22 protein-coding genes and 1 pseudogene are annotated in these 25,685 nt (G+C 67.4%); 6 read left to right on the top strand and 17 right to left on the bottom strand.

The features are described from left to right. Positions 1-115 precede the first annotated feature (115 nt). Positions 116-1,384, bottom strand: a complete 1,269-nt coding sequence (gene hisS, locus EJK91_RS17980) for a histidine--tRNA ligase (RefSeq protein ID WP_046301948.1) — start codon at positions 1,382-1,384, stop codon at positions 116-118. Next, positions 1,381-2,058 (bottom strand): MBL fold metallo-hydrolase, encoded by a 678-nt coding sequence (locus EJK91_RS17975; protein WP_206430438.1) that lies wholly within the window; start codon positions 2,056-2,058, stop codon positions 1,381-1,383. The genes hisS and EJK91_RS17975 overlap by 4 nt, the downstream gene beginning before the upstream one ends. A gap of 109 nt (positions 2,059-2,167) precedes the next feature. Here EJK91_RS17975 and EJK91_RS17970 point away from each other — a divergent pair, with 109 nt between their 5' ends. Then, the gene (locus EJK91_RS17970) at positions 2,168-3,064 is read left to right on the top strand and encodes a peptidylprolyl isomerase (RefSeq protein WP_024443323.1); all 897 of its coding nucleotides are present in this window, start codon (positions 2,168-2,170) and stop codon (positions 3,062-3,064) included. A gap of 47 nt (positions 3,065-3,111) precedes the next feature. Here EJK91_RS17970 and EJK91_RS17965 read toward each other — a convergent pair whose 3' ends face one another. From EJK91_RS17965 to yajC, 6 genes are all read right to left on the bottom strand, one after another. Next, positions 3,112-5,484, bottom strand: a complete 2,373-nt coding sequence (locus tag EJK91_RS17965; protein ID WP_125079604.1) for a RelA/SpoT family protein — start codon at positions 5,482-5,484, stop codon at positions 3,112-3,114. A gap of 75 nt (positions 5,485-5,559) precedes the next feature. Further along, positions 5,560-6,144 carry an adenine phosphoribosyltransferase gene (locus EJK91_RS17960; RefSeq protein ID WP_081654610.1) on the bottom strand — a complete coding sequence of 195 codons (585 nt, stop codon included), beginning with the start codon at positions 6,142-6,144 and terminating at the stop codon, positions 5,560-5,562. Next, complete coding sequence (locus tag EJK91_RS17955; RefSeq protein ID WP_125079598.1) at positions 6,099-7,757, bottom strand: ABC transporter substrate-binding protein; 1,659 nt, start codon at positions 7,755-7,757, stop codon at positions 6,099-6,101. The genes EJK91_RS17960 and EJK91_RS17955 overlap by 46 nt, the downstream gene beginning before the upstream one ends. A gap of 6 nt (positions 7,758-7,763) precedes the next feature. After that, entirely contained in the window at positions 7,764-9,077 is a 1,314-nt protein-coding gene (gene secF / locus EJK91_RS17950) for a protein translocase subunit SecF (protein WP_125079597.1), read from the bottom strand. Between the two features lie 4 nt (positions 9,078-9,081). Beyond that, positions 9,082-11,166: a protein translocase subunit SecD gene (secD, locus tag EJK91_RS17945; protein ID WP_125079596.1), complete on the bottom strand. Its 2,085-nt coding sequence runs from the start codon at positions 11,164-11,166 to the stop codon at positions 9,082-9,084. A 217-nt stretch (positions 11,167-11,383) separates the two neighbouring features. Next, positions 11,384-11,692 (bottom strand): preprotein translocase subunit YajC, encoded by a 309-nt coding sequence (gene yajC / locus EJK91_RS17940; RefSeq protein WP_024443317.1) that lies wholly within the window; start codon positions 11,690-11,692, stop codon positions 11,384-11,386. Between the two features lie 181 nt (positions 11,693-11,873). Between yajC and EJK91_RS17935 the strand changes: the two genes are divergently transcribed. Both EJK91_RS17935 and gabT read left to right on the top strand, forming a co-directional pair. Next, the gene (locus tag EJK91_RS17935; protein WP_024443316.1) at positions 11,874-12,194 is read left to right on the top strand and encodes a hypothetical protein; all 321 of its coding nucleotides are present in this window, start codon (positions 11,874-11,876) and stop codon (positions 12,192-12,194) included. 33 nt (positions 12,195-12,227) lie between these two features. Further along, on the top strand, positions 12,228-13,580 hold the full coding sequence (gene gabT / locus EJK91_RS17930; RefSeq protein ID WP_036458342.1) for a 4-aminobutyrate--2-oxoglutarate transaminase: 1,353 nt from the start codon (positions 12,228-12,230) through the stop codon (positions 13,578-13,580). Positions 13,581-13,586: 6 nt separating this feature from the next. Here gabT and ruvB read toward each other — a convergent pair whose 3' ends face one another. The 5 genes from ruvB to EJK91_RS17905 form a co-directional block, all read right to left on the bottom strand. Further along, positions 13,587-14,648, bottom strand: coding sequence for a Holliday junction branch migration DNA helicase RuvB (gene ruvB, locus EJK91_RS17925; protein ID WP_024443314.1), 1,062 nt, complete (start codon positions 14,646-14,648; stop codon positions 13,587-13,589). Continuing rightward, a complete protein-coding gene (gene ruvA / locus EJK91_RS17920) occupies positions 14,645-15,235 on the bottom strand; it encodes a Holliday junction branch migration protein RuvA (protein WP_024443313.1) in 591 nt (196 codons plus the stop codon). The genes ruvB and ruvA overlap by 4 nt, the downstream gene beginning before the upstream one ends. Next, a complete protein-coding gene (gene ruvC, locus EJK91_RS17915) occupies positions 15,232-15,789 on the bottom strand; it encodes a crossover junction endodeoxyribonuclease RuvC (RefSeq protein WP_125079603.1) in 558 nt (185 codons plus the stop codon). The genes ruvA and ruvC overlap by 4 nt, the downstream gene beginning before the upstream one ends. Positions 15,790-15,963: 174 nt before the next feature. Then, entirely contained in the window at positions 15,964-16,773 is an 810-nt protein-coding gene (locus EJK91_RS17910; RefSeq protein ID WP_024443311.1) for a sulfotransferase family protein, read from the bottom strand. An 11-nt stretch (positions 16,774-16,784) separates the two neighbouring features. Next, the gene (locus tag EJK91_RS17905) at positions 16,785-17,540 is read right to left on the bottom strand and encodes a YebC/PmpR family DNA-binding transcriptional regulator (protein ID WP_024444049.1); all 756 of its coding nucleotides are present in this window, start codon (positions 17,538-17,540) and stop codon (positions 16,785-16,787) included. 718 nt (positions 17,541-18,258) lie between these two features. Between EJK91_RS17905 and EJK91_RS17900 the strand changes: the two genes are divergently transcribed. After that, a complete protein-coding gene (locus EJK91_RS17900) occupies positions 18,259-19,212 on the top strand; it encodes a bile acid:sodium symporter family protein (RefSeq protein ID WP_125079595.1) in 954 nt (317 codons plus the stop codon). Positions 19,213-19,350: 138 nt separating this feature from the next. After that, positions 19,351-21,576, top strand: coding sequence for an arylsulfatase (locus tag EJK91_RS17895; RefSeq protein ID WP_125079594.1), 2,226 nt, complete (start codon positions 19,351-19,353; stop codon positions 21,574-21,576). Here the strand turns inward: EJK91_RS17895 and EJK91_RS17890 are convergent. The 4 genes and pseudogenes from EJK91_RS17890 to EJK91_RS17875 all read right to left on the bottom strand — a co-directional run. Then, the gene (locus tag EJK91_RS17890) at positions 21,573-22,325 is read right to left on the bottom strand and encodes an LpqN/LpqT family lipoprotein (protein ID WP_125079593.1); all 753 of its coding nucleotides are present in this window, start codon (positions 22,323-22,325) and stop codon (positions 21,573-21,575) included. The genes EJK91_RS17895 and EJK91_RS17890 overlap by 4 nt on opposite strands. 210 nt (positions 22,326-22,535) lie before the next feature. Then, positions 22,536-23,534, bottom strand: a complete 999-nt coding sequence (gene eccE, locus EJK91_RS17885) for a type VII secretion protein EccE (RefSeq protein ID WP_046302210.1) — start codon at positions 23,532-23,534, stop codon at positions 22,536-22,538. Continuing rightward, complete coding sequence (mycP, locus tag EJK91_RS17880; protein ID WP_082105821.1) at positions 23,531-24,949, bottom strand: type VII secretion-associated serine protease mycosin; 1,419 nt, start codon at positions 24,947-24,949, stop codon at positions 23,531-23,533. The genes eccE and mycP overlap by 4 nt, the downstream gene beginning before the upstream one ends. Continuing rightward, positions 24,946-25,137: pseudogene (locus tag EJK91_RS17875) on the bottom strand (type VII secretion integral membrane protein EccD); the annotation flags it as partial. The pseudogene EJK91_RS17875 and the gene mycP, both read right to left, overlap by 4 nt. Before the next feature lie 73 nt (positions 25,138-25,210). Here EJK91_RS17875 and EJK91_RS22640 point away from each other — a divergent pair. After that, positions 25,211-25,519 (top strand): transposase, encoded by a 309-nt coding sequence (locus tag EJK91_RS22640; RefSeq protein ID WP_125079592.1) that lies wholly within the window; start codon positions 25,211-25,213, stop codon positions 25,517-25,519. Positions 25,520-25,685: the final 166 nt, after the last annotated feature.

Below are 25,685 nucleotides of genomic sequence, written 5' to 3'. Positions count from 1 at the left end.
ACACCGTCCCGAACTTGACTGTCACGTTCCGCATGATCGTCATACCGCGCCACGCTACCGGAGGGCCGGCTCCGACGAGGGCCGGCGGCAGCGCCTCATACCGCACCGGTCCCGCCTATCGGGTGCCGCTCAACCGCGTGCGCACCTCGGCGACAACGTCGTCGACCGCCACGTCGACCTGCTCCCCGGTGGTCAGATTCTTGACGCCGACGGTGCCCGCCTCCAGGTCGCGGTCCCCCGCCACCAGGGCGATGACGGCTCCGGAACGGTCGGCGGCGCGCATCGCTCCCTTGAGGCCGCGATCCCCGTACGCCAGGTCCACCCGCACCCCGGCGGCCCGCAACTGCGCGCCGATAACGGCGAGCCGCAATTTGGCGGCCTCGGACAGCCCCACCCCGTACACCTCGCACCGGGTGGTCGTCCCCACGGTCTTGCCCTCGGCGGCCAGAGCGAGCAGGGTGCGGTCCACGCCGAGACCGAAGCCGATCCCGGACAGATCCTGGCCGCCAAGCTGGCGCATCAGCCCGTCGTAGCGGCCCCCGCCGCCGATTCCGGACTGCGCACCCAGACCGTCGTGCACGAACTCGAAGGTGGTCTTGGTGTAGTAGTCCAGGCCGCGCACCATGCGCGGATTGACCACGTAAGGCACCCCGAGTGCGTCCAGGTGTGCCAGCACGGTGCCGAAGTGCGTGCGGGCGCCCGCCGACAGATGGTCCAGCATGACCGGGGCGTCCGCGGTCATCTCACGCACGTGCGGGCGCTTGTCGTCGAGCACCCGCAGTGGGTTGAGCTGCGCGCGCTGCCGGGTCTCTTCGTCGAGGTCGAGCCCGAACAGAAACTGCTGCAGCAACTCTCGGTACGCGGGGCGGCAGGTGTCGTCGCCCAGGGAGGTGATCTCCAGCCGGAAACCTTCCAATCCCAGGGAGCGAAAACCCGCATCGGCGACCGCGATCACCTCGGCATCCAGCGCGGGATCGTCCACCCCGATCGCCTCGACGCCCACCTGCTGCAGCTGCCGATAGCGGCCGGCCTGCGGGCGCTCATACCGGAAAAAGGGCCCCGCGTAGCAGAGCTTGGCGGGCAGTTGACCGCGGTCCAGCCCGTGCTCGATCACCGCACGCATCACCCCCGCGGTGCCCTCGGGACGCAGGGTCACCGACCGCTCCCCGCGATCGGCGAACGTGTACATCTCCTTGGACACCACGTCGGTGGACTCCCCCACCCCGCGCGCGAACAGTGCGGTGTCTTCGAAGATCGGCAGCTCGATGTCGCCGTAACCGGCGCGGCGAGCGGTCGCCAGCAGCCCGTCGCGGACCGCGACGAAGCCGGCCGAGGCCGGCGGAACGTAATCGGGCACCCCTTTGGGTGCGGCAAACGTGCTCACGCACTCAGCCCTTCCAGGAATGGGTTGTAACGGCGCTCCGCGCCGATGGTGGTCTTGGGTCCATGGCCGGGCAGCACCACGGTCGCGTCGTCGAGGCAGAGCAGCTTGTCGACGATCGAGGTCAGCAGGTCGCGGCCGCTGCCCCCGGGCAGGTCGGTGCGGCCGACCGAGTTCTGAAACAGGGTGTCCCCGCTGAACACAACTTCGGCTGCGTCCCCCTCGACCCGGAACACCACCGAACCCCGGGTGTGGCCGGGGGTGTGGTCGACAGTCACCGTGGTGTTGCCCAAGCCGAGCTTGTCCCCGTCGCGGTCCAGTTCGATCAGCTGCTTGGGCTCGGAGAACATCGCCTTGCTCAACACACCGAACAGCGCCTGCCCCGGGACCGTGCCCAGCGAGCGCAGCGGGTCGGTGAGCATGAAGCGGTCCTCGGGGTGAATGTAGGTGGGGCAGCCGTAGCTGTCGGAGACCTTCTGCGCCGACCAGATGTGATCGATGTGGCCGTGGGTGAGCAGCACCGCCGACGGCGTCAGCCGATTCTCGTCGAGCACACGCCGCAGCCGGGCCATCGCGCGCTGCCCGGGGTCCACGACGATCGCGTCAGAGCCCTGCCGTGGCGCCAACACGTAACAGTTGCACGCCAGCATTCCAGCGGGGAATCCGGTGACCAACACGCCGACCAGTTTCCCATTGCACGCCGGGTCGGCGGTGACGCGGGCGGTGCAGGCGCGCTCTGGCAGACTTGAGGCCCGACTCAGTCAGCGAGCCAGGAGGTTACCGCCGGTGCCCACGAACTCAGAGCGGCGTGCCGCCGCCAAGCGCAATCTGGAGCAACAGGTGCAGCAGCGTGCCGAGGCGGCCCGCAAGCAGCGTCGGCTGCTGATGATCGTCGGCGCCGTGGCGGCGGTGTTGCTGATCGCGGGTGTGGTGTTCGTGGTGCTGCGCGACGACGACCCCGGCAACGTCAACGCGAGCGGTTCGTCGGCGTCGAGCACATCGGAGTCCGCGGACTCCGCTGACGCTTCGGGGGCACCGGCGGCCAGCGCCGGACAGCTGCCGAAATTCACCGCATCGCCTGCGCTGGGCGCCGACTGTCAGTACCCGAAGGCGCGTCCGGCCACCAAGGCTGTCGAGCCGCCGCGGACCGGCAAAGTCCCGACCGACCCCGCCGAGGTCAGCGTCTCGATGATGACCGACCAGGGCCCCATCGGTTTGATGCTCAACAACGCCCAATCCCCCTGCACCGTCAACAGCTTCATCAGCCTGGCGGCCAAGGACTTCTTCAACGACACCCAGTGTCACCGGCTGACCACGTCACCGATGCTCAGCGTGCTGCAATGCGGTGATCCCGCCGGGGACGGCACTGGCGGCCCGGGCTACGAATTCGACAACGAATACCCCACCGACCAGTACTCCTTGGGCGACCCGGCCGCGCAGCGGCCGGTCACCTATCCGCGCGGCACGGTGGCGATGGCCAACGCCGGGCCCGGCACCAACGGCAGCCAGTTCTTCCTGGTCTACAAGGATTCGATGCTGCCGCCGCAGTACACGGTGTTCGGCAAGATTCAGGACGACGGTCTGGCCACCCTGGACAAAATCGCCGCAGCCGGCGTGCAGGGCGGCGGCGATGACGGCCCGCCGGCCACCAAGGTGACCGTCAAGTCGGTGCGGGCCGACTAACCCGGGCGCGGCCCCCGCTTGCGGGGGCCGATGCCGGGCTCGGGCCGTCAAGCCGCCGACGTCACCCGGTAGACGTCGTAGACGCCCTCGACATTGCGCACCACGTTGAGCAGGTGGCCCAGATGCTTCGGGTCGCCCATCTCGAAGGTGAACCGGCTGACAGCCACCCGGTCTCGTGAGGTGGTGACCGAAGCCGACAAGATGTTGACCTTCTCGTCGGCGAGCACCTTGGTGATGTCCGAGAGCAACCGGTGCCGATCCAGCGCCTCGACCTGAATGGCGACCAGGAACACCGAGGACGGCGACGGCGCCCACTTGACCTCGATGATCCGCTCGTCCTGCTGACGCAGCGCATCGGCATTGGTGCAGTCGGTGCGGTGCACCGACACCCCGCCGCCCCGGGTGACAAAACCCATGATCTCGTCGCCGGGCACCGGAGTGCAGCACTTGGCAAGCTTGGTCAACACACCGGTGGCGCCCGGTACCGCGACGCCGACATCGTCGGTGTGGCGCTCGCGCCGCGAGATGGTCAGCGGTGTGGAGCGCTCGGCCAAGTCGTCCTCGGCCTGGTCGACACCGCCGAGCTGGGCCACCAACCGTTGCACCACGTGGTGCGCCGAGATGTGGTTCTCGCCGACGGCGGTGTAGAGCGCCGACACATCGCTGTAGTGCAGTTCGCGGGCCACCGCCGCCATCGACTCGCCGTTGACCAGTCGTTGCAGCGGCAAACCCGCGCGCCGCACCTCGCGGGCCATCGCGTCCTTGCCGGACTCGAGCGCCTCCTCGCGGCGTTCCTTGGCGAACCACTGCCGGATCTTGGCCTTCGCCCGGGGCGACACCACGAACTGCTGCCAGTCCCGCGACGGCCCGGCGTTCTGCGCCTTCGAGGTGAAAACCTCGACCACTTCCCCGTTTTCGAGCTTGCGCTCCAGCGCCACCAGCCGGCCATTGACCCGGGCACCGATACAGCGGTGGCCGACCTCGGTGTGCACGGCGTAGGCGAAGTCCACCGGCGTGGATCCGGTGGGCAACGTGATCACATCGCCCTTGGGGGTGAACACGAAGATCTCTTTGACCGCCAGGTCATACCGCAGCGACTCGAGGAACTCACCCGGGTCGGCCGCTTCCCGCTGCCAATCCAGCAGCTGGCGCATCCAGGCCATGTCGTCGATCTCGGCGGCGGTGTTGAGGTGCGGAACACCGTTGCGGCCCTTGGCCTCTTTGTAGCGCCAGTGCGCGGCGATACCGTATTCGGCGGTGCGGTGCATCTCCCGGGTGCGGATCTGGATCTCCAGCGGTTTGCCCTCCGGGCCGATCACCGTGGTGTGCAGTGATTGATAGACCCCGTAGCGCGGTTGGGCGATGTAGTCCTTGAACCGGCCGGCCATCGGCTGCCACAGCGAGTGCACGACGCCCACCGCGGCATAGCAGTCCCGGATCTCGTCGCACAGGATCCGCAGCCCCACCAGGTCGTAGATGTCGTCAAAGTCGCGGCCGCGCACGATCATCTTCTGATAGATCGACCAGTAGTGCTTGGGCCGCCCCTCGACGGTCGCGGTGATCTTCGACTTCGCCAGCGTGTTGACGATCTCGGCTCGCACCTTGGCCAGGTAGGTGTCGCGGGACGGCGCGCGGTCGGCCACCAGCCGCACGATCTCCTCGTAGCGCTTGGGGTGCAGGATCGCGAACGACAGATCTTCGAGCTCCCACTTGACTGTCGCCATACCCAGCCGATGTGCCAGCGGTGCAATGACTTCCAGTGTTTCGCGCGCTTTGCGCGCCTGCTTCTCGGGCGCCAGGAAGCGGATGGTGCGCATGTTGTGCAACCGGTCGGCGACTTTGATCACCAGCACACGTGGGTCACGTGCCATCGCGATGACCATCTTGCGGATGGTCTCGGCCTCGGCCGCGGTGCCCAGCACCACCTTGTCCAGCTTGGTTACCCCGTCGACCAGGTGAGCTACCTCGTCGCCGAACTCGGCGGCCAGCGCGGCGAGGGTGTACCCGGTGTCCTCGACGGTGTCGTGCAGCAGCGCCGCCACCAATGTGATGGTGTCCATGCCCAACTCGGCCAGGATGGTGGCAACAGCGACCGGGTGGGTGATGTAGGGATCCCCCGAATGACGCAGCTGCGAGGCGTGACGCTGCTCGGCGACCTCAAAGGCGCGTTGCAGCAGCGCCAGGTTGGCTTTCGGGTAGTACTGCCGGTGCACCGCCACCAGCGGCTCCAGCACCGGGCTCAGGGCGCCACGCTGGGAGGTGATGCGGCGGGCAATGCGGGCTCGCACCCGCCGCGACGCGCTGGTCGGGACCTTCAGCAGATCGGTGCGCTCCGACGGCGAGTCCTGGGCAATCGTCTCCGACGCCGCCGTGCTCTGGCTGCTGTCGGCGCTGTAGCTCTCGGGATCTGAGCCCGGCACTAAGCCGTGTTCAGGGCCCTGCGCCAAGCCTTGTTCAGGACCCACTGTGCTCACCTCCGACCACGAGAATATCGACTAAATCAGGTGCAGGCTGTGCAGCTGCAACGGTGCCACCGCGGCGCGTCCGCCGAGCCCCGCCAGCTCCAGCACCACCGCGGCCGCAACCACCTCTGCTCCTGCCCTGTCCAACAAGCGCCGCGTTGCGGCCAGGGTACCGCCGGTGGCCAGCACGTCGTCGAGTATTACCACCCGGCGCCCGGCCAAATCGATTCCGTCGGCCGGAATCTCCAACGCGGCAGTTCCGTACTCGAGCTGGTAGCGCTCCGAGAGCACCGGCGGGGGCAGCTTGCCGCCCTTGCGGACCGCCAGCGCGCCCACCCCGAGCCGGTCGGCGACCGCCCCGGCCAGCAGAAACCCGCGCGCGTCCACGCCGGCCACCAGATCTGCGCCGGCAACCACACGAGCCAGCGCCTCGGTGACCGCGGTCAGTCCGGTGGCATCGGCGAACACCGGGGTCAGGTCTTTGAATGCGATTCCCGCTGTGGGAAAGTCCGCCACTTCGCGGATCAGCGACGCGATGATCTGACCGGCGCCTGCGGCAGGCTCGGCCTGATTCACTGTTGCAACTCCCAGCGGTCCATATTCCAGCCCGCACCCCATCGGGTGGGGTTGACGGCCACACCGTAGGTCTTCTTCGACGACAGCAGGGTGCGCTGCTGGCGGTACAGCGGCAATGTCGGCATATCGGCCCACAGCACCGGCGCGCTCTCGGCAAGCAGCCGCACCATCTCCGCGGGGTCGGCGGTGACGGCCAGCGCGGACACCACGCCGTCGATCTGGTCGTTGTGGTAGCCGGACAGGTTGTTTCCGTTGCCGCTGAACAACTCGTAGGCGTCCACCACCGACGACCCGCTCGATCCGCTTCCGGTGGATCCCCCGGTGCTGGCGAGCAGTACGTCGATCTGTCCTTCGCGCAGTGCCAGCGGGCCGATGGCGTCGGAGGCGACCTCGGTGACGGTGATGCCGGCGGGAGCGCACGAGCTGCTGATCGCCCCGATCACCGCGGCCAACCGGGTGTTGGGACCGCGGTAGCCGATACGCACCGTTAACGGTGTGCCGCCCAGCGTCTCGCGTGCCGCGTCGGGGTCTGCCCGGGCGAATTGTTCGGCCTCGGGCACGTTCTCGGCCTGGTCGAACGCGTCGTCCATGGCGGTGTTGAGCCGGGAGTTGACCACCGGCACCCCGGCGTCGCGGGCGATGACGTCGCGCGGGGTGCACAGCGCCACCGCCCGGCGTGCGGGAGTCTCCGACAGCGGCCCGGACGGAGCGAAGATGAGCTGCTCGATGCCGCCCGAGGGGCTGTCGCTGCTCTGATAGTCATCCGGGGTGATCAGCGACCCGGCGGATCCGGTCGCCACGTCGACGACCTCGATGACGCGCCTGTTCACCCGGTCGGCGATGTCGGCGGTCTGCGGCCACACCGTGATCCGCTTGGTGACCGGCTTGGCACCCCACCACAGGTCGTTGGCCACCAGCACTACGGCGCCGCCGTCGAGCACCGAGTCGATCTTGTAGGGCCCCGACGACGGGAAATAACGCAGGTCAGCACCGCGGTCTAGCTGCCAGATGGTGTTCCAGGCCTGCGCGATCCTGCCGATGACTTCGTCGGCGGGCCCGAGTCTGCCCAGCACGGCGTCGGTGATGTTCACGCCGAGCTTCTCGCTGATGACGTGCGAGGGCATCATCGAGGTAGCGGTGAACAGTTCCTCGTAGTCGACGATGTTGCGGTCGGGAAAGAACGACACCCGGGCCTTCTTGGCACCGGACTGGCACTCGATGTTCTCGATGTCGAGGTAGCCGGCGCGGCTCGCGGCATCGAAGCCCGGAAAGCGACCGGACTGGGCCGCCCACGCCAGCACCAGGTCGTCACAGGTGATGGGCTTCCCGTCGGAGTACACCGCGGCGTCGGCGATCTGATAGTCCAGCACCAGCGGGGCGCGGCCCACCACAGAGATGCTGCCGAAGTCGTGATCGGTGACGATCTGGCCGTCCGGCCCGTGGTAGCCGAATCCGATCAGGGTTCGCGAGAACGCCTGGGGCCCAGCCGACGCGGCACCGGCGACGGTGGTGCTGTTATAGGTGATCAGACCGCCGTCGACGGCATAGTCGATCTGATCGACAGTGGCGCTGGTGCACGCCGGTACCGACCAGATACCGAGGCTGATGGCGATCGCCACCACCCACGTCGCAGCGTGCCGCCAGCGGGCCGCCATCGCCGGTTACCGACCAGCGCCCGGCTTGCCGGTCGGACCCTGGCTGCGCCGGCTGGTGGGGCGGACCGGCTTCGCACCGGTCGCCGGGGTGCCAGGCGCCGCCGCCACCCTGCCCTCGTCGCCATCGGCAACGGTGTCTTCGGAGTCGCCCGGGTCCTCCGCGCCGGCTGCCGCCGGCTTCGAACCGGCCGCGGCGTTGCGCCGCCGCATCACCCGGCGGGTGTGGTTTTGCACCAGCTGAGTACGTTCGCGAAGCGTGACCAACAGCGGCGTGGCCAGGTAGATCGACGAATAGGTGCCGACGACGACACCAACCAACTGCACCAGCGCGAGGTCCTGCAGCGTTCCCACACCCAGCAGCCACACGGCGACCACCATCAGCGAGATGATCGGCAATGCCGAGATCAGGCTGGTGTTGATCGATCGCATGAAGGTCTGATTGATGGCCAGGTTCGCTTGTTCGGCGTAGGTGTAGCGGGTTTTGTGCTCGAAGCCGCTGGTGTTCTCCTCGACCTTGTCGAACACGATGACGGTGTCGTAGATGGAGAACCCGAGAATGGTCAACAGGCCGATGACAGTGGCCGGTGTGACCTCGAATCCGACCAGCGAATACACCCCGGCGGTCACGAGAATGTCGAAGACCATCGAGATCATCGCCGAGAGGGTCATGAACCACTCGTAGCGCACCGTGATATACAGCGACGCCAACAGCAGGAACACCACCAGGGCGATCACGGCCTTTTTGGTGATCTGCCCGCCCCAGGTCTCCGACACCGCAGAGTCGCTGATCGCCTGCTTGCTGGCTTCACCGTCGGGCCCGACCGGCTGGAAGGCGTCGAACAGGTCGTCGCGCAGCTTCTCGGTCTGCTCGTTGGTGAGCGTCTCGGCGCGGATCTGCACCGTCGCCGAGTTGCCGTTGCCGACCACGACCACCGACTCGGGACTGCTGCCGACGCTCTTGCGGAACACCTCTTCGACCTGGGTGACGCTGGTGTCGCCGCGCGGGAACGACACTTTGGTGCCGCCGGCGAAGTCGATACCGAAGGTGAAGCCGCGAACCAAGATGCTCACGATCGCGGTGGCGACCATGGCGCCACTGATCGCGTACCACATCCGCCGCTTACCGATGACCTCGAATGCGCCGGTACCGGTGTAGAGCCTCGACAGGAACCCATGCTGGGGCGCCTTGGGGGTTCCAGCGGTCTTGCGAGGCTTGGCCTGCACGGCGGTCCGGCTCTTGGTGTCCTTGACGGCTGCCGCGTCGTTCTTAGCGGACTTCGTCGCGCGCTTGGTGCCGCTACTGGTGCTCGGTTTGGCCATCTGGCTATCCCTGTTCCGTCGACTGGGCGGTTACCCGCGTGCGCGCTTTGGCTCCGGACTTGCCGCCCGCTGCGCCTCCCGATCTGGCGACCGCCCGCCGCTCCCGTGCGACCTGCTGAACCGCGCCGAGACCGTTGTAGGACGGCTTGGCCAGCGTCGGCGACTTGGACGCCAGGTAGACCAGTGGCCAGGTCACCAGGAACACCACCACCAGGTCGAGGATGGTGGTCAGACCCAGCGTGAACGCGAAGCCCTTCACCTGTCCGACCGCCAGGAAGTACAGCACCGCCGCCGCAAGGAAGGTGACCGCGTTGCCGGACACGATCGTCTTGCGGGCCCGCGTCCACCCGCGTGGCACCGCCGAGCGGAACGACCGGCCCTCGCGGATCTCGTCCTTGATGCGCTCGAAGAACACCACGAAAGAGTCTGCGGTGGTACCGATACCGATGATCAGACCGGCGATACCGGCCAAGTCGAGCGTGTAGTTGATATACCGGCCCAGCAATATCAGGATCGCGTAAACCATGGCCCCGGCCACCACCAGGGACAGCGCGGTCAGCACGCCGAGTACGCGGTAGTAGAGCAACGAGTAGATCAGCACCAGGGCCAGACCGATCGCACCGGCGATCAGGCCCGCCTTCAGCGAGGTCATTCCCAGTGTGGCCGAGACGGTTTCGGCTTCCGAGGCCTCAAACGACAGCGGCAGCGACCCGTACTTCAAGACGTTAGCCAGCTGGCGTGCCGCATCCGGAGTGAATCCCGGTGAGCCACCGGTGATTTGGGTGCGGCCACCGGGGATGGCCTCCTGGATCTGCGGGGCACTGACGACCTGCGAGTCCAGCGTGAAGGCGGTCTGCGTGCCGATGTGGGCGGCGGTGTAGTCGGCCCAGACGTCGGCAGCGGCGCTCTTGAACTGCACCTGGACGACGTTCGAGCCGCTGCGCTGGTCCATGCCCGAGCTGGCGTCGGCGATCTGGTCGCCGCTGATGATCGACGGCGCCAAGAGGTACGCGGTCTGCTGGTCCTGTGAGCAGGTCACCAACGGCAGATCCGGGTCGTCGTTGCCGGCAAGGATGTCTTCCTTGTCGCACCGTCCGGCCTGGATCTGAAGGGCCAGCGCCTGCACGACTTTGTTGTCGCTCTGCCGCAACCGCTTCTCAGCGGCGATACGGGCGGCCAGGCCCTGGGCCTGATCACCCTGACCGGGCAGACCCGGGATGCCGGGCAATCCGGGCAGTCCGGGCAAGGCGGGCATCTGCGCCCCGGGGGAAGCCGGCAACTCGGCGGGCGATCCCGGCGCCGTCGGCGCCGGTACGGTCGAGGTGCCGGGAGTGCCAGTCTCGCTGGTGTTTTCGGAGCCGGGGCTCGACGAAGTGGTTCCCGGGGTCGGGGTCGGCTCCTGCGGGAAGGGCCGCGGCTGGGCCGGCGGCGTCAGCGGCTGCTGCGGAAGCGCCCCGCCGTTCCCGCCGAACAGGCCCTGTCCGCCCGCACCGAAGCCCGGAGGCAGACCCGGAGCACCACCCCCGGCGCCAGGGGGCAGACCGGGCACACCGCCGCCACCGAGACCCGGAGGCAGACCGGGCACACCGCCGCCACCGAGACCCGGAGGCAGGCCGGGCACACCGCCACCGCCGGGCGGCAAGCCCGGGACGCCGGGCATACCGCCACCGCCGAGGCCGGGCATCCGGGCGGCTGCCTGAGCTTCCTGCACCGACACACCGTTGATCACCGGCCGGATGTAGAGCCGGGCCGTCTGGCCCAAGGTGCGGGCCTCATTGCCGTCGCTGCCCGGCACCGTGATGACCAGGTTGTTGCCGTCGATGATGACCTCAGAGCCCGAGACACCGAGCCCGTTGACCCGGGCGCTGATGATCTGTTGCGCCTGGTTGAGCGCGTCACGGGTGGGCGTGGAGCCGTCCGGGGTGCGCGCGGTGAGCGTCACGCGGGTGCCGCCCTGCAGGTCGATGCCGAGTTTGGGTTCGGCGAGCTTGTCTCCGGTCAGGAATACCAGCAGGTAGACGCCGATGAGCAATGCCAGGAACACCGCCAGGTTGCGGGCAGGGTGCACCGGCGCCGAAGGCGATGCCACGTTGTTGAGTCTCCTTCGCTCATTGCGCAATGCGCTCTCATGATCGTCGGGGCTGGCCCATGCTCGGACCGCCCGCGGCGATCAGTACCACTGCACCCGCAAAAGGGTACGTGCCCGGCCGGCCGGGATGATCGTTGGGCGGACGTTCCGCGCGTCGGGGCGTGTCAGCCGGCCGATCGGATGGCAGTGACCCGCCACACCCGGCGGCGGAGCGCTGTTAGGCGCCCTCGACGGCCTGTTCGACCGCGGCCTCGGCCGTCAGCTCCTCGGGCTCGATCTTGTCGCGCACGGCCAGCTTCATCCAGGTGGTCACCACACCGTCGGCGATCTCCAGGTCGACGTCGTCGTCCGTGATGCGGGTGATGGTGCCCTGCAGTCCCGATGTCGTGTGCACCCGGTCGCCCACCTGCAGCGATTCGTGCAGGTCGATGGTGGCCTGCATCGCGCGCTTCTGCCGCCGCGAGGCGAAGAACATAAAGGCGCCCATGACAAGGATGAGCGGCAGGAAGGCAACCATGTTTTCCATGACGAGAACCGATCTTTCGACTTGTTCGAATGATTCTTTGGCACCGGACCACCGCAGGCGTGGCGGGCCACTGTGATGACAACAGTGTGCCACTGTGTGCGGCGACCGCGCGCCGGTACCGCCGTCCACCCCCTAGGCTATCGGTGACGGGGGGTCAGAATTCTTGAGGGAAGGTTGGCCGATGAGGAACTTCGCGTGTGGTCTGGCGACCGCCGTTGCCCTGGCAGCGGCTCCCCTGGCAGTAGGAGCGATCGCCATGCCCGCCATCGGATCGGCAGAGCCGCTGGCCTGCCCGGGCGGCCAGTACTGGGAGCCCAGCACCAACACCTGCATGCCACTCGGACAGGGACCGACCCCGCTGGACTGTCCGGGCGGTCAGTACTGGGAGCCCAGCACCAACACCTGCATGCCACTGGGGCAGGGACCGACCCCGCTGGACTGTCCGCCCGGTGAATATTGGCAGCCCTTTGGTAACGCGTGCCGGCCACTCGGCCAGATCTGAGCCGCGGAAAACACCGCTAAGGAGGTCCGCCCCATGTCAGTGTCGCCGCTGCAGAGCCGCCACCTGACCACCGAGATCCCCGGGCCCGGCTCGGTACAGCTGGCGCGCCGCCGAACGATGGCCGTGCCGCGCGGGGTGGGCAGCACGCTGCCGGTGTACGCGATGCGGGCCGGTGGCGGCATCGTGGAAGACGTCGACGGCAACCGGTTGATCGACCTGGGCTCAGGTATCGCGGTGACCACCGTGGGCAACGCCGCGCCGCGCGTGGTGGAAGCGGTGCAGCAGCAGGTTGCCGAGTTCACCCACACCTGTTTCATGGTGACGCCCTACGAGGGATATGTGGCCGTCGCCGAAGCGCTGAACAGGATCACTCCCGGCGACTTCGAGAAGCGGTCGGTCCTGCTCAACTCCGGTGCGGAGGCGTTGGAGAACGCCGTCAAGATCGCCCGGTCCTACACCCGCAAGACCGCGGTGGCGGCGTTCGATCACGGCTACCATGGCCGCACCAACCTGACGATGGCACTCACCGCCAAGTCGATGCCGTACAAGAGCGGATTCGGTCCGTTCGCGCCCGATATCTACCGAGCGCCGGCGTCCTATCCCTACCGTGACGGCCTGATCGACAAGGAGTTGGGCAGCGACGGGGAACGGGCCGCCGAACGGGCCATCGGCGTCCTGGAGAACCAGATCGGCGCCCGCAATCTGGCTGCGCTGGTGATCGAACCGATCCAAGGCGAGGGCGGGTTCATCGTCCCGGCGCCGGGTTTTCTACCGGCGCTGTTGGCCTGGTGCGGCGACAACGACGTCGTGTTCATCGCCGACGAGGTACAGACCGGCTTCGCCCGCACCGGGGCGATGTTCGCCTGTGACCACGAAGGCCCGGCCGGGCTGGCACCGGATCTGATCTGTACCGCAAAAGGAATCGGCGGCGGCCTGCCATTGGCGGCTGTCACCGGCCGCGCCGACATCATGGACGCCCCGCATGTGAGCGGACTGGGCGGCACCTTCGGTGGCAACCCGGTGGCCTGTGCGGCGGCGCTGGGGGCGTTGGCCGCTGTCGAGGCCGACGACCTGGTGGGCCGGGCGAGGCAGATTGAGCGGCTGATCTTCGAACGGTTGGGCCGCTTGCAGGCCGACGACGACCGGATCGGCGATATCCGCGGCCGCGGCGCCATGATCGCCCTTGAGTTGGTGCAGCCGGATACCCACGCACCGGATCCGGCCCTGACCGCCGCACTGGCGGCAGCGTGTCATCGGGCGGGTGTGATCGTGTTGACCTGTGGAACCTTCGGCAATGTGGTGCGGCTGCTGCCGCCGCTGACCATCAGCGACGCACTGCTGTCGGAGGGATTGGACGTGCTCGCCGGCGAGTTGGCCAAGCTCTAACCCGACTTACTCGAACAACCCCGGTTGTCCCAGTCCCCCCGCGCCCGCCGGCGGCACCATGCCCAGGTGCGTCCAGGCTGCCGGAGTCGCGACGCGACCGCGGGGGGTGCGGGCAACCATCCCGGCGCGTACCAGGAACGGCTCGCAGACCTCCTCGACGGTGGCAGCTTCCTCCCCCACCGCAACCGCCAGGGTGGAGACTCCGACCGGTCCGCCGCCGAAGCTCCGGGTCAGTGCCGAGAGCACCGCGCGGTCCAGCCGGTCCAGGCCCAATTCGTCGACGTCGTAGACCGCCAGCGCGGCTTTGGCGACGTCGCGGGTGATCACCCCGTCGGCACGCACTTCGGCGTAGTCCCGCACCCGGCGTAACAGCCGGTTGGCGATCCGCGGCGTGCCGCGGGAGCGCCGCGCGACCTCGGCGGCCGCCTCGGCGCCCAGTTCGATCCCGAGGATCTTGGCCGAGCGTGCCAGCACTCGTTGTAATTCGGCCGGTTCGTAGAAATCCATGTGGGCGGTGAAGCCGAACCGGTCGCGCAGTGGGCCGGTGAGTGCACCGGATCTGGTCGTCGCACCGACCAGGGTGAATGGGGCCACTTCCAGCGGAATCGAGGTGGCGCCGGGCCCCTTCCCGACGACGACGTCGACGCGGAAGTCCTCCATCGCCAGGTAGAGCATCTCTTCGGCCGGCCGGGCGATGCGGTGGATCTCATCGATGAACAGCACGTCGTGTTCGACCAGGTTCGACAGCATCGCGGCCAGGTCGCCGGCGCGTTCCAGCGCCGGCCCGGAGGTGACCCGCAACGAACTACCGAGCTCGCTGGCGATGATCATGGCCAGCGAGGTCTTTCCCAGCCCGGGCGGACCGGACAGCAGGATGTGATCGGGTGTGCCGCCGCGGTTTTTGGCGCCCTCGATCACCAGCTGCAGTTGTTCGCGTACCCGGGGCTGGCCGATGAACTCGGCCAGACTGCGCGGGCGCAGGCCGGCGTCGATGTCTCCCTCGCCGACCGTCAGCGCCGGGGACACCTCGCGGTCGTCGGGATCGCCGGGTTCACCGGATTGGCTCACTTGGTCTTCCCCAACCGGCTCAGCGCGGTGCGCAGTACTTCAGAGGTGGTGGCGTCGGGAGCGTCGGCCAGTACCTTGTCGGTGGTCTCCTCGGCCTGCTTGGCGGCAAAGCCGAGCCCGATCAGGGCTTCGATCACCGGAGCCCGCACCGCGTGACCGCTGAACACGGCCCCGTCGGAGGGGGCCACCGCGCCGATCTTGTCGCGCAGCTCCAGCACCAGCCGCTCGGCACCGCGCTTGCCGATCCCGGGCACGCGGGTCAATGCGGTGATGTCGGAGTCGGCGAGCGCCCGGCGCAGGGTGGCCGCGTCATAGACCGCCAGGGTGGCCAGGGCGATCTTGGGTCCGATCCCCGAGACGCCGATCAACGTGAGGAACAGATCGCGGGCCTCACCGTCGGGAAATCCGTAGAGGGTCATCGAGTCTTCACGCACGACCATCGCGGTGATCAGACGGGATTCGCTACCGCGGCGCAGCGTCGACAGGGTGGTCGGTGTGGCCATCAGTTTGTAACCCACCCCGGCCGCCTCGATCACGGCATGGTCCAGGGCAATGTCGATGACCTCGCCACGCACCGACGCGATCATGCCCGGGCCGCCTTGAGCTTGGCGGTGTACTTGCGCCGCTGCTCGGCGGCCAGCGCCTCCGCGGCAGCCATCCGGGCGATCATCGGGGCCCGCCAGCAGTGACAGATCGCCAGCGCCAGCGCGTCCGCGGCGTCGGCGGGCGTCGGCTTTTGCTGCAGCCCGAGGATCCGGGTGATCATCGTCGTCACCTGCGCCTTGTCGGCCGAGCCGTTGCCGGTCACCGCGGCCTTTACCTCGCTGGGGGTGTGGAAGTGCACGGTGATGCCGCGCCGGGCGGCCTGCAGCGCGATCACTCCGCCGGCCTGCGCGGTGCCCATCACGGTGGAGACGTTCTGCTGGGAGAACACCCGCTCGATCGCGATGACGTCGGGACGGTGGGTGTCGAGCCAGTGCTCGGCGGTGTCACTGATGGTCAGCAGCCGCTCCGGCAGCGGCTGATCGGCCGGGGTGCGCACCACATCGACGTCCAAAGCGGTGACCTGACGCCCCTGCCCGCCTTCGACCACTGACAGTCCACACCGCGTCAGCCCGGGGTCGACGCCCATCACCCGCATCGGATTCCTCTCCAGCACCGAACAACTGTTCGACAGTCTAGTGGGTTCCGATGACACCCCCCGGGCGCGACACGCTCCCTGAGTGCGGCTCGCGGCAGCACCCGCCGCCCGGGGCTGGCGGCGCTTCCGCCGGTTCCTCTCCCACGGCGGCGTCAGTCCAGCACCGTAGTTCGGCTAGACCACCCGCAAACCAGCGGGCACGGCCTGCGGGTCGCGCCAGAACGCGTCGCGGGTGAAGCGGTTGAACAGGTCGGGCGGCAGGATCGACTCCCGCGGCTTGGCCCGGACCTCGCCGTGAACGGTGTGTAGGCCCGGCGTGCCGGCCCGTTCGTCGAAGTCGGTGACGTCATAGTCGACATTGTCAAAAGTGTGGGGGTACATCGGTTCACCGATGAAGTCGTAGATGGCACGCATCGTCCGGCCCGGATCAGTGGTCAGAGTCTCGTACTGCACAACCAGCAGCTTGTCCCGCTGTGCGCCGTAACAGGCCTGTTTGAGCATGTCGTAGGGCGCCCCGACCATTCCGTCCTGCGCCACAATCCCGTTGGCGCGAGTGTAGACAGTGCCGCCGGGATTGAAGCCGAAGATCGAGGACGGCGTGAACACGTTGCGCTGGATCAATCGTTCGATGCTGTCGACCACCCACGTCAGCTCGCGCACGCAGGCAATCACCTTGGCGTCCGGAAACAGCCGCGTGACCGCCGGCATCCACCCGCACCACGCTCGATTGGTGTCGAAGACCACCTCCGCGGCGCAGTCGGCGTAGAAGCTGTCGAACAGCCCGTGCAGGATCCGTTCCCGCTTCGCGTCGTCGATGAACACCGAGAACTCGTTGCGGGCGCTCATCTCGCCGAGCAACGCGCCGAACAAGCCCGCCAGCGGGCCCGACATCCCGGCCTCGAAACGCGGGTTCTGCCGCAGTAACGCGGCCAGCAGGGTCGAACCTGAGCGCGGCAGACCGGAGATGAAATGGATCGTCGACAACGGCGTGGCTCCTATTCGGTTTCGAGGGCTGCGAGGACCTCGTCGGACAGGTCGACGTTGGTCCACACGTTCTGCACGTCGTCACTATCCTCGAGCGCCTCGACGAGCTTGAACACCTTGCGCGCACCCTCGACATCAACCGGCACGCTCACCGACGGCTGAAAACTCGCCTCAGCCGAGTCGTAGTCGATCCCGGCCTCCACCAACGCAGTCCGCACCGCCACCAGATCCCCCGGCTCCGAAATCACCTCAAAGCCCTCCCCCACATCATTGACATCCTCAGCACCGGCATCCAACACCGCCGCCAACACGTCATCCTCGGTCAAGGAGTTCTTGTCCAAAGTGATCAAGCCCTTACGGCTGAACAGGTAGGCAACCGAACCAGGATCCGCCATCTGACCCCCATTGCGCGTCATCGCCACCCGCACCTCACTAGCAGCCCGATTACGGTTATCGGTCAAACACTCGATGAGCACCGCCACACCGTTAGGCCCGTACCCCTCATAGGTGATCGTCTGATAATCCGCCCCACCAGCTTCCTCACCAGCACCACGCTTACGCGCCCGCTCAATATTGTCATTGGGCACCGAGTTCTTCTTCGCCTTCTGAATGGCGTCATACAACGTCGGATTACCCGACGGATCCCCACCACCCACCCGCGCCGCAACCTCAATATTCTTGATCAACCGAGCAAAATTCTTGCCACGACGAGCGTCAATGACAGCCTTCTTATGCTTCGTGGTAGCCCACTTGGAATGGCCACTCATCGATTGCCCTACCTCACTGTTTCTGATGAAAAGTTCGCCCGGTGAGTCTACGCGGGCGCCTCGGAATTGCCTGCAAACATCGTCGCGAAAACAACCGATGCGCGATCTCACCCAACTGCACCCGCTGCGCGCGACGTCGCGGCCGCTGATTCCGCTCAAAAGGATTCCAGCCTGGCCTCAAGGTCCGATGGGCGTAGCCAGTCATTGGCCCGCTTGGTCGGGATGCGAGTGGCCGCCGGCCATCGCAAGAGTCATTCTGCCGCCGCCGTCATCGGTCGACGAGACGATGCGAAGCGGACACGGCGACTCGTCCGCGCCGGAGCCCGATGCGGGAGAACTTCCCGGATCTTCACCATCGGCGTGGCAATTGCCTTGGAGCACTGTGGATTAGGCACCCCACGCAAGCCGATCCCGGCCTGACTCATGATCTCAGCGCCGCCCAGGCCCCATGGTGCACGGCGCCGCGGCAGACGGTCGGCATAGCGGACCTCATCGGTGGATCCAGGCCACTCATATCGCCGCCGAAGCCCCTGGGAAAGCTGGTGTAACCGTTTGCTCAACGCCCCGCCTCGCGGCGATATCCCGCTTCGCGCCCGGCCCGATCTGCGGGCCGGAATGCGACCGGTTGCGGCAAGCTGAGCAACCACTGCATCATCGCCCCGGCGCCCGTGGGCGGCCTAACCGTCATGGCGTCTGCGCACGAACACCGCGGAGAATTATGGATAACCGGTTTTTCCCTTTGGTCGTCGTGACGGCCATGCTCGCACTGGGAATGACCCTCACCGTCGCCGACTTCAGGCGGGCCGCCGCATTGAAGCGCCCGCTCGCGGTCGCACTGATCAGCCAGGCAGTCGTGCTGCCGACCGTCTGCCTGCTGATCGCCGAAGCGTTCAGCCTTCCGCCGAAGCTCGCGGTGGGACTCATGCTGATATCGGCGGTACCCGGCGGTCTGTTGGCCAATGTCTTCAGCCACTTGGTCAATGGCGACCTGGCGCTCAATCTCACGCTTACCGCGATCAACGCGGTGCTCTCCATCGCCTCCCTACCGGCGATCCTGGCATTCTCGACCGCCTGGTTCACCGGCGAGGGAAGGAGTATCCCGCTGCAGCTGGACAAGTTCGTCGCAGTGGTCGGTCTCGTGCTCATTCCCACTGCCATCGGCGTGGCCATTCGCGAACGTTTCCCCGAGCTGGCTCGCCGTTTGAAGCGGCCAGTCCGGGTCGCCGCGGCCACGCTGCTGGTCGCGATCTCCATAGCGGCGATCGCCGGAGGGCAGTCGACACTGCTCAGCAACCTCGGCGCCCTCACCGGCGCCATCGTGTCCTTCGCCACCATCAGCTTGGCCATCGGCTATCTCGTGCCGCGGTGGATGAAACTTGCTCCGCGGCAGGCGATTGCCATCAGCTTGGAAATCGGGATGCACAACGCGATGGTGGCCACGGCGATAGCGCTGAGCCCACAGCTGCTCGACAGCGCCGAAATCGGCACCGTCCCGGCGCTGTACGGCGTAATCGCACCGGTTATCGCGCTGCTGCTCGTCGCCACCGTCCGTCGCTTCGACCCTGCTTACCGCTCGGACCGCCAGTCCGGCGCCCCTGAGCTGACAGCGCAGGCGCTGTCGTCCACGCCCGGCGATGATGCGTGCCCGGCGTCAGAAGCGGTGGCGAACTAGGCCGCCTCAAGGGCGCGAGCGCCGCATGGTCAGCCGAATTCCCTTCCGCACCGTGCGATCCGCAATGGCGCTCCAGAATCTTCTCGACAAACGTAGTCACTTGACTACCCGCGGTTCGTAATGAAAGGCGACACCGAGATGAGCCAACCCCAGCGCCCACCACAGGACGCGCCCAATGTCGTGGTGATTCTGCTCGACGACCTCGGGTTCGCCCAGTTCGGCTGCTACGGATCGGATATCTCGACGCCGACCATCGATCGCCTGGCGTCCGGAGGACTGCGCTACAACCGGTTTCACGTGACCGCCCTGTGCTCGCCGACTCGGGCGGCACTGTTGACCGGGCGCAACCACCACGCGGTCGGCATGGGTTTCCTGGCAGATCTACCCACCACGCATCCCGGCTACAGCGCGCACATTCCACGCTCGGCGGCAACGCTGCCACGGATTCTGCGGGACTCAGGCTGGAGCACGCTGGCGACCGGGAAATGGCATCTGGTGCCACGCGGGGAGCGTGGTGGCGCAGGGCCGTTCAGCCAGTGGCCGCTGGGGTTGGGATTCGAGCGGTACTACGGGTTTCTGCGCGGCGATGCCAATCAGTGGGCGCCGGAACTGGATCGCGACAATTCGTTCGTCGAGCCACCGGCTCGGCCGGATGAGGGCTACCACTTGACCGAAGACCTCGCCGATGAAGCGATCCGGATGGTGCTGAGTCAACAAGCCAGCGCCCCAGGCAAGCCGTTCTTCCTGTATTTCACGCCGGGCGCCATGCATTCACCGCACCACGTGGAACGCTCCTGGGCAGATGCCTACGCGGGCAAATTCGACGCCGGATGGGATTCCTGGCGCGACGACTTGTTCGCTCGGCATGTGAAATCTGGGGTCGTCCCGGCCAGTACGACCTTGACGCCACGGCCGCCATGGGTGCCGGCCTGGGAGGACCTGAGTGCCGACGAGCGCCGGCTGTACGCCCGGATGCACGAGGTATACGCCGGCTTCCTCAGCCATACCGACGCACAGATCGGCCGGTTGGTCGACACCCTTGAGCGCATCGGAGTACTCGATAACACCCTGATTCTGTTGATGTCCGACAACGGCGCCAGCGCCGAAGGCGGCGTGTCGGGCACGGTCAATGAGCACCGGTTCACCCATCGCGTGCGCGATGACCTCACCGAGAACCTGGAGCAGCTCGACGAGTGGGGCGGACCGCGCACCTATCCGCACTACGCGTGGGGTTGGGCGTGGGCTGGCAACACACCGTTTCGGCTGTGGAAGCGCTACACGTGGCTCGGAGGCACCCGGGTGCCGTTTATCGCGCACTGGCCCAGAACGATTCGTGAGGGCGGTGGGGTTCGGGGGCAGTTCGCCCACGCGATCGACGTCCTGCCGACGGTGCTCGACGCGTGCGGAGTCTCCGCCCCGGAGTTTGTGGACGGCATTGCACAGCAGCCCATCCAGGGCGCCAGCCTGCTGCCCTCCTTCACCGATCCCGGAGCACCCAATCCGCGTTCCGTGCAGTACTTCGAGATGATGGGTTCCCGGGCCATCTTCGCCGACGGCTGGAAAGCCACCACCGATCACGTTCCAGTCGGCGTGATGGACGAGGACCTGTTACTCACGGGCAGCCGCGACTTCGAGAGCGACCACTGGGCACTGTTCCGCCTCGACGAGGACTTCTCCGAGTCGCACGACCTCGCCGCGGACCATCCGGAGATCATCGAACAGCTCAAGGAGCGGTGGGCGAACGAAGCGGCAGCGAACAACGTTCTGCCACTGCTGGACTCACTCATCGGCCGACTGTCCGCTGCGGCATCGCCGCAGTATCCGGTCGGCCTGGAGGTCACGCTGTACCCGCAGGCCGGACCGGTGCTCGATGAAGCGCTGCCGATGCTGGCCGGCGGAGGTCACATCCTGGCCGACGTGGAGGTCGCACCGGACACGCCCCGTGGTGTGCTGTTCGCCATCGGCGACCGCAACGGCGGGTTGGCCGCCTACGTCGTCGACGGCAGCCTGAACGTCGCGGTGGCGTTGCCCAGCGGACCGCTGCACCTGCGTTGCGAGCAGCGACTGCCCTCCGGGCGCCACCTCGTCGGTTGCGTACTGCGGCTGGTGTCCGGCGGTGTCGCCGTCGACGCCGTCGTGGACAACACCGTCATCGCAAGCACGACGACTGAACATTCGCTGCCGTTCATCTGGCAGCACGGTGGCACGCACCTCACCCTCGGCTACGACCGAGGCTTACCGGTCTCCGATGACTACCAGCCGCCGTTTGCCTGGAATGGCTCGCTGCATGCGGTCCATGTGCAGGCCGGGCAAGCCGAACTCGACCAGATCGACGCCCTGCGCATCGCCCTGCAGTCCGATTAGTCGCCGGCGAAGGCGAACTGGAAGCCGCTGAGGATTGCGTGCTTTTCACTCACGTAGTCCGGGGTACCGGGGTAGAAGGACTGAACGGTGACCACGGCAGCCCAGAGCTTGTCGGCGCTGTCCCGGCCCGCCACGATCAGGCAGGTTGCCTCGTGATCGGGCAGGCCCATGTCGTAGGTAAGCGTCGCGGCGGGGTAGCCGCAAACAGTGCTGGGGACGCGGTCAACAACGACGCCGATCTTGGATAACCCCGCGATCTCCCAATCGATTGCTTCCTGTGCAGTTCTGACTGCCCCGGTGAGGTTCTCCAGTGTCACAACGGCGTTCGGCTGGTTACGGTGGGCTTCAATGCCCGGGCCCTTCATCACCGCCCGAACTGCCGGCGGTCTCGGTGCGGGGTCCAAGGCCCAGCCGGGCGGTCGGGGCAGCGCCAGCCTGGGCTCGTCGGCAGTGCGGTGATCGAGTTCGGCGAGCGGCACCGCGCTGGGGCTGCATCTGCTCGACAACGAGCTGCCAAACGCCTCGCTCTCGAAGGGATGAGATGACTGGGGCTCATGGCCGCGGCGACTCACGATCAGGGCAGCGGCGATCAGGGCAGCGGCGATCAGGGCAATGGCCATAACGAGGGCGGCGGCAGCAATGGCCACTGGAAGCCATGGGCGGGCAGGCCGGTTGGCAGCGTCACTTGCCGGCTGCTCTGACGGATCCTCGAAGATCGGCCCTTGGCTGCCGGGTGTTTGGCTGTCCATCGGCAAAGAATAGCCATCCCCGGTTGCCTCCGGGCCAGGGCCGACCGGCTAGGTGGCCGCCGGCGGTATCGCGCGGTGGCACGCTTAAGTGGGGAATGCAGCCGTAGCGAACAGTGCACCTTTCTCGGTGATTCGGCTTCGGCATTCGGATTAAAAGGGCGAAGTCACCGAGGCATTCGACGGCCCGCCGCGGTCAAGGTCAGCTGCTGTTCAGCTCACGGTGACATCGGCCGGTGAACGCCGGTTGGTGCTGCTGGGCCAGCGGAGCCGTGTCAGCCAGTCGCGGGCCAGGACGGTATGGCCGTCGAGGCGTTGCACCGATGACGGGTGCAGGACCGCCAGCGACGCCCGTTGGACTCCTGGTTGCGGACTCAATCCGGGCAGCGGTCCACCAGCCACGGGCTGGGCGCCGGTGCGGAATGCGGTCGCGAACGCCAGCGTCTGATCGTCGCCGGAGCCGGCGATCTCCAGGGCCGTCCAGGTTTCTGGTGCCGGGTAGGACCAGACCTTCGCGAGCAGGTCCGGCAGGTCGTGTCCGGGTGTAAGCCGGTATGCGGCAAGGTAATCTCCGCTATCCTGCACGATCCCGTGCCAGGTCTCGCGCGAACCCGCCGAGTCGAGCCGTGGAATGTTGTCGGGCGCGACGACGCTGGCCGCCCAGCCGGATTCACGGAGGTGGTCGGCGAGTCGGCGTGCCACCACCGCGGCGGTCTTGTCCAACGGGATCTCTGCCGAACGTGCTTGCAGCGCAGCGAGATTGTCGACGGCGGAGAAGGTCAGACCGATCCACGTGGTCCGCTCCCGTGCGCCGGCCTGGTCTCCGACGTCACGGCTGGTGACCCGGATGGTGTCGGCCCGCAGGCCGTAACGGTCCAGGTAGCGGGCGATCAGCGGCAGCGGAAGCACATCGGTGTCTTCCTGCGGCGCCGCGACGTTCAGCAGCGCGGTGACCCGCGGGTCCGTGGCGGTTCTGCGGGCTCGGCGTTCCCCGTGCTTGCCGCGGTTGAGCGCCACTCGGCGCCGCAGCAGCGTGGTCAGGGGTAACCCGCGCCAACGCGTCACCAAGACGGCAGCGACGGCGACGCCGATGCCCAGTACCCAACGCTCGCGGGTCGCGTGCCAGGGGTAGGCGGCAGCCACGGCCACCGCAGCGAAAAGCACCGCGGCGATTCGGCCGGTGCCGGGCCAGGATGGCTGGTGGGTACTCACAGGGCGGTCTCCTTTCTCCGGCGTGCCGCGATCGCGGTGGCGCCGACGGCCAATCCCAGCGCCGCTGCGCCGCCCGAGGCGACGAGCTGCGGCGTGTAGTTCTTCGGTTCCGGTTGCGGAGGCGGAACCGCCCGCTTCACCGGCTCCGCGGCCGGGACAGATCCGATGGGTAACTGCCAGGTCAGTGCGGCCACCGGGTCCAGGGCTCCGGCACCGAGGATGTTCGACGGGGCCCGGGCGGTGTTGCGCGCGGTTGCGGTGAGTCGGTGGATCACCTGCGCCGCGCTCAGTTCCGGATACCGGCTGCGAACCAGCGCTGCGACGCCGGCCACGTAGCCGGATGCGTAGCCGGTACCGCTGAGCGGGACCAGTTTCTGTCTGGCGCCGAGCAGTGCGTTGGCCAGGCCACCGTCATCGCGGTTGCTCACCGACACGATGTTCTCGCCCGGTGCTGCGACCCCGACCCACGGTCCTGCCGTTGTGAATTTCGAGGGCTGACCGTTGGGCGCCAACGATGCCACCGACAGCACATAGGGCTGCCAGGACGACGGGATCGATACCGACCCAACGGTCCCCCAACTGCGCGGGTCGCCGGGTCGGCTCAGGTCGGTCAGCGGGTTGGACTGGCAACCGGTTCCACCGCCGAACGACCCGGTGGCGCCACTGTCGCCGGCAGCAGCGATCACGACGGCGTCTTTGTCTACCGCCGCATAGCGAATGGCCGCGCCGAGTTCGGACTGGTCGACGGGGCGGTCGGCGGGCACGCAGTGCACTGCCGAGACGGTAATCACCCGTGCACCGAGGTCCGCGGCGTGCACGATCGCCCGGCTCAGGGCCGCCACAGTGAAGGCCGCCTGCGCCGACTCCGGATCACCGCTGGAGGTTGCCGGTGTGATCTTTGCGGACGTGGCACGCAAGGACAGCAGCCGGGCCGCCGGCGCCACGCCGGCAAACCCGTCGTCACCGGGCTGACCGGCAATGAGCCCGGCGATCAGCGTTCCGTGCCCGTCGCAGTCGGTCAGGCCGTCGGTGGTGCCGATGTAGTCGCCCCCGGGTTCGACGGCAGGCAGGCGCGGGCCGGGCCGCACCCCGGTGTCGATGACGGCCACGGTCTGGCCGTCGCCGCGAGAGAACTGCCATGCCGCAGCAAGATCGATCTGCCGTTGCGCGGCAGGGGGTTCCGTGAGATCGGTGCCGGCGATGATCTCGGTAGTGCCGCACTCGCTGTTCTGCTGGGTGGCCTGCACCGGCCCTGGAGTCCCGCTGGGCGGCACGACACCGGCGTCAACGGTCGGCGGGTTGATCGCCAAGACCGGCGGGGATGTCCACAACGCCACGGCCAAGACCCCGGCGGCACCGCCGAGCCGGATCACCTTGGAGTACCCGGGAGCCGGGCCGGTTCGGGAACGGCTCATCGATCGAGAACCCAGGCGAAAATACCGAGCAGGTAGGCGATTACCGGTATCAGCGATGCGTCCAGGCCCGAAGCAAGGAAACCGGCCAGCCGGCGCACCGGCAACGAATAGCTGTGCGGATCGGCGATTGCCGGAACCGTGGAGGCCAGCACCCATATCGACACCAAGCCGGCGAGCACCGCGACCGCGATCGGGTCTGCTGCACGGATAGGTGACATCTGAGTTGGCTTGCCTTGCGGGGTGGGCTGGAAGGATGTCATTGTGCCCAGGCCTTATCCGAAAGAGTTCCGTGACGACGTTGTCCGGGTTGCCCGCAACCGCGATCCCGGGGTGACCATCGAACAGGTTGCCACCGATTTCGGGGTGCACCCGATGACGCTGCACAAGTGGCTGCGCCAGGCCGACATCGATGACGGCGTCAAGGCCGGCACCACCACGTTGGAGTCGACCGACCTGCGTGCAGCACGGCAGCGGATCAGGCTGCTGAAGCAGGAGAACGAGGTCCTGCGGCGGGCGGCAGCGTATTTGTCGCAGGCGAATCTGCCGGGAAAAGGCTCTACCCGCTCGTAAGCGAGCTCGCCGCCGACGGGATCCCCGTGGTGGTGACGTGCCGGGTACTGGACATTGCTCGCCAGCCCTACTACCGGTGGCTTCAAGAACCGGTCACCGATGCCGAGATCGTCGAGGCCTACCGCACCAACGCCCTCGTTGACGCTCATCGGGACGATCCGGAGTT

The sequence above is a fragment of the Mycobacterium sp. P7213 genome, assembly GCF_900604305.1.
In the GTDB taxonomy this organism is placed as follows: domain Bacteria; phylum Actinomycetota; class Actinomycetes; order Mycobacteriales; family Mycobacteriaceae; genus Mycobacterium.
This window is presented reverse-complemented; position numbering and strand designations above follow the sequence as displayed.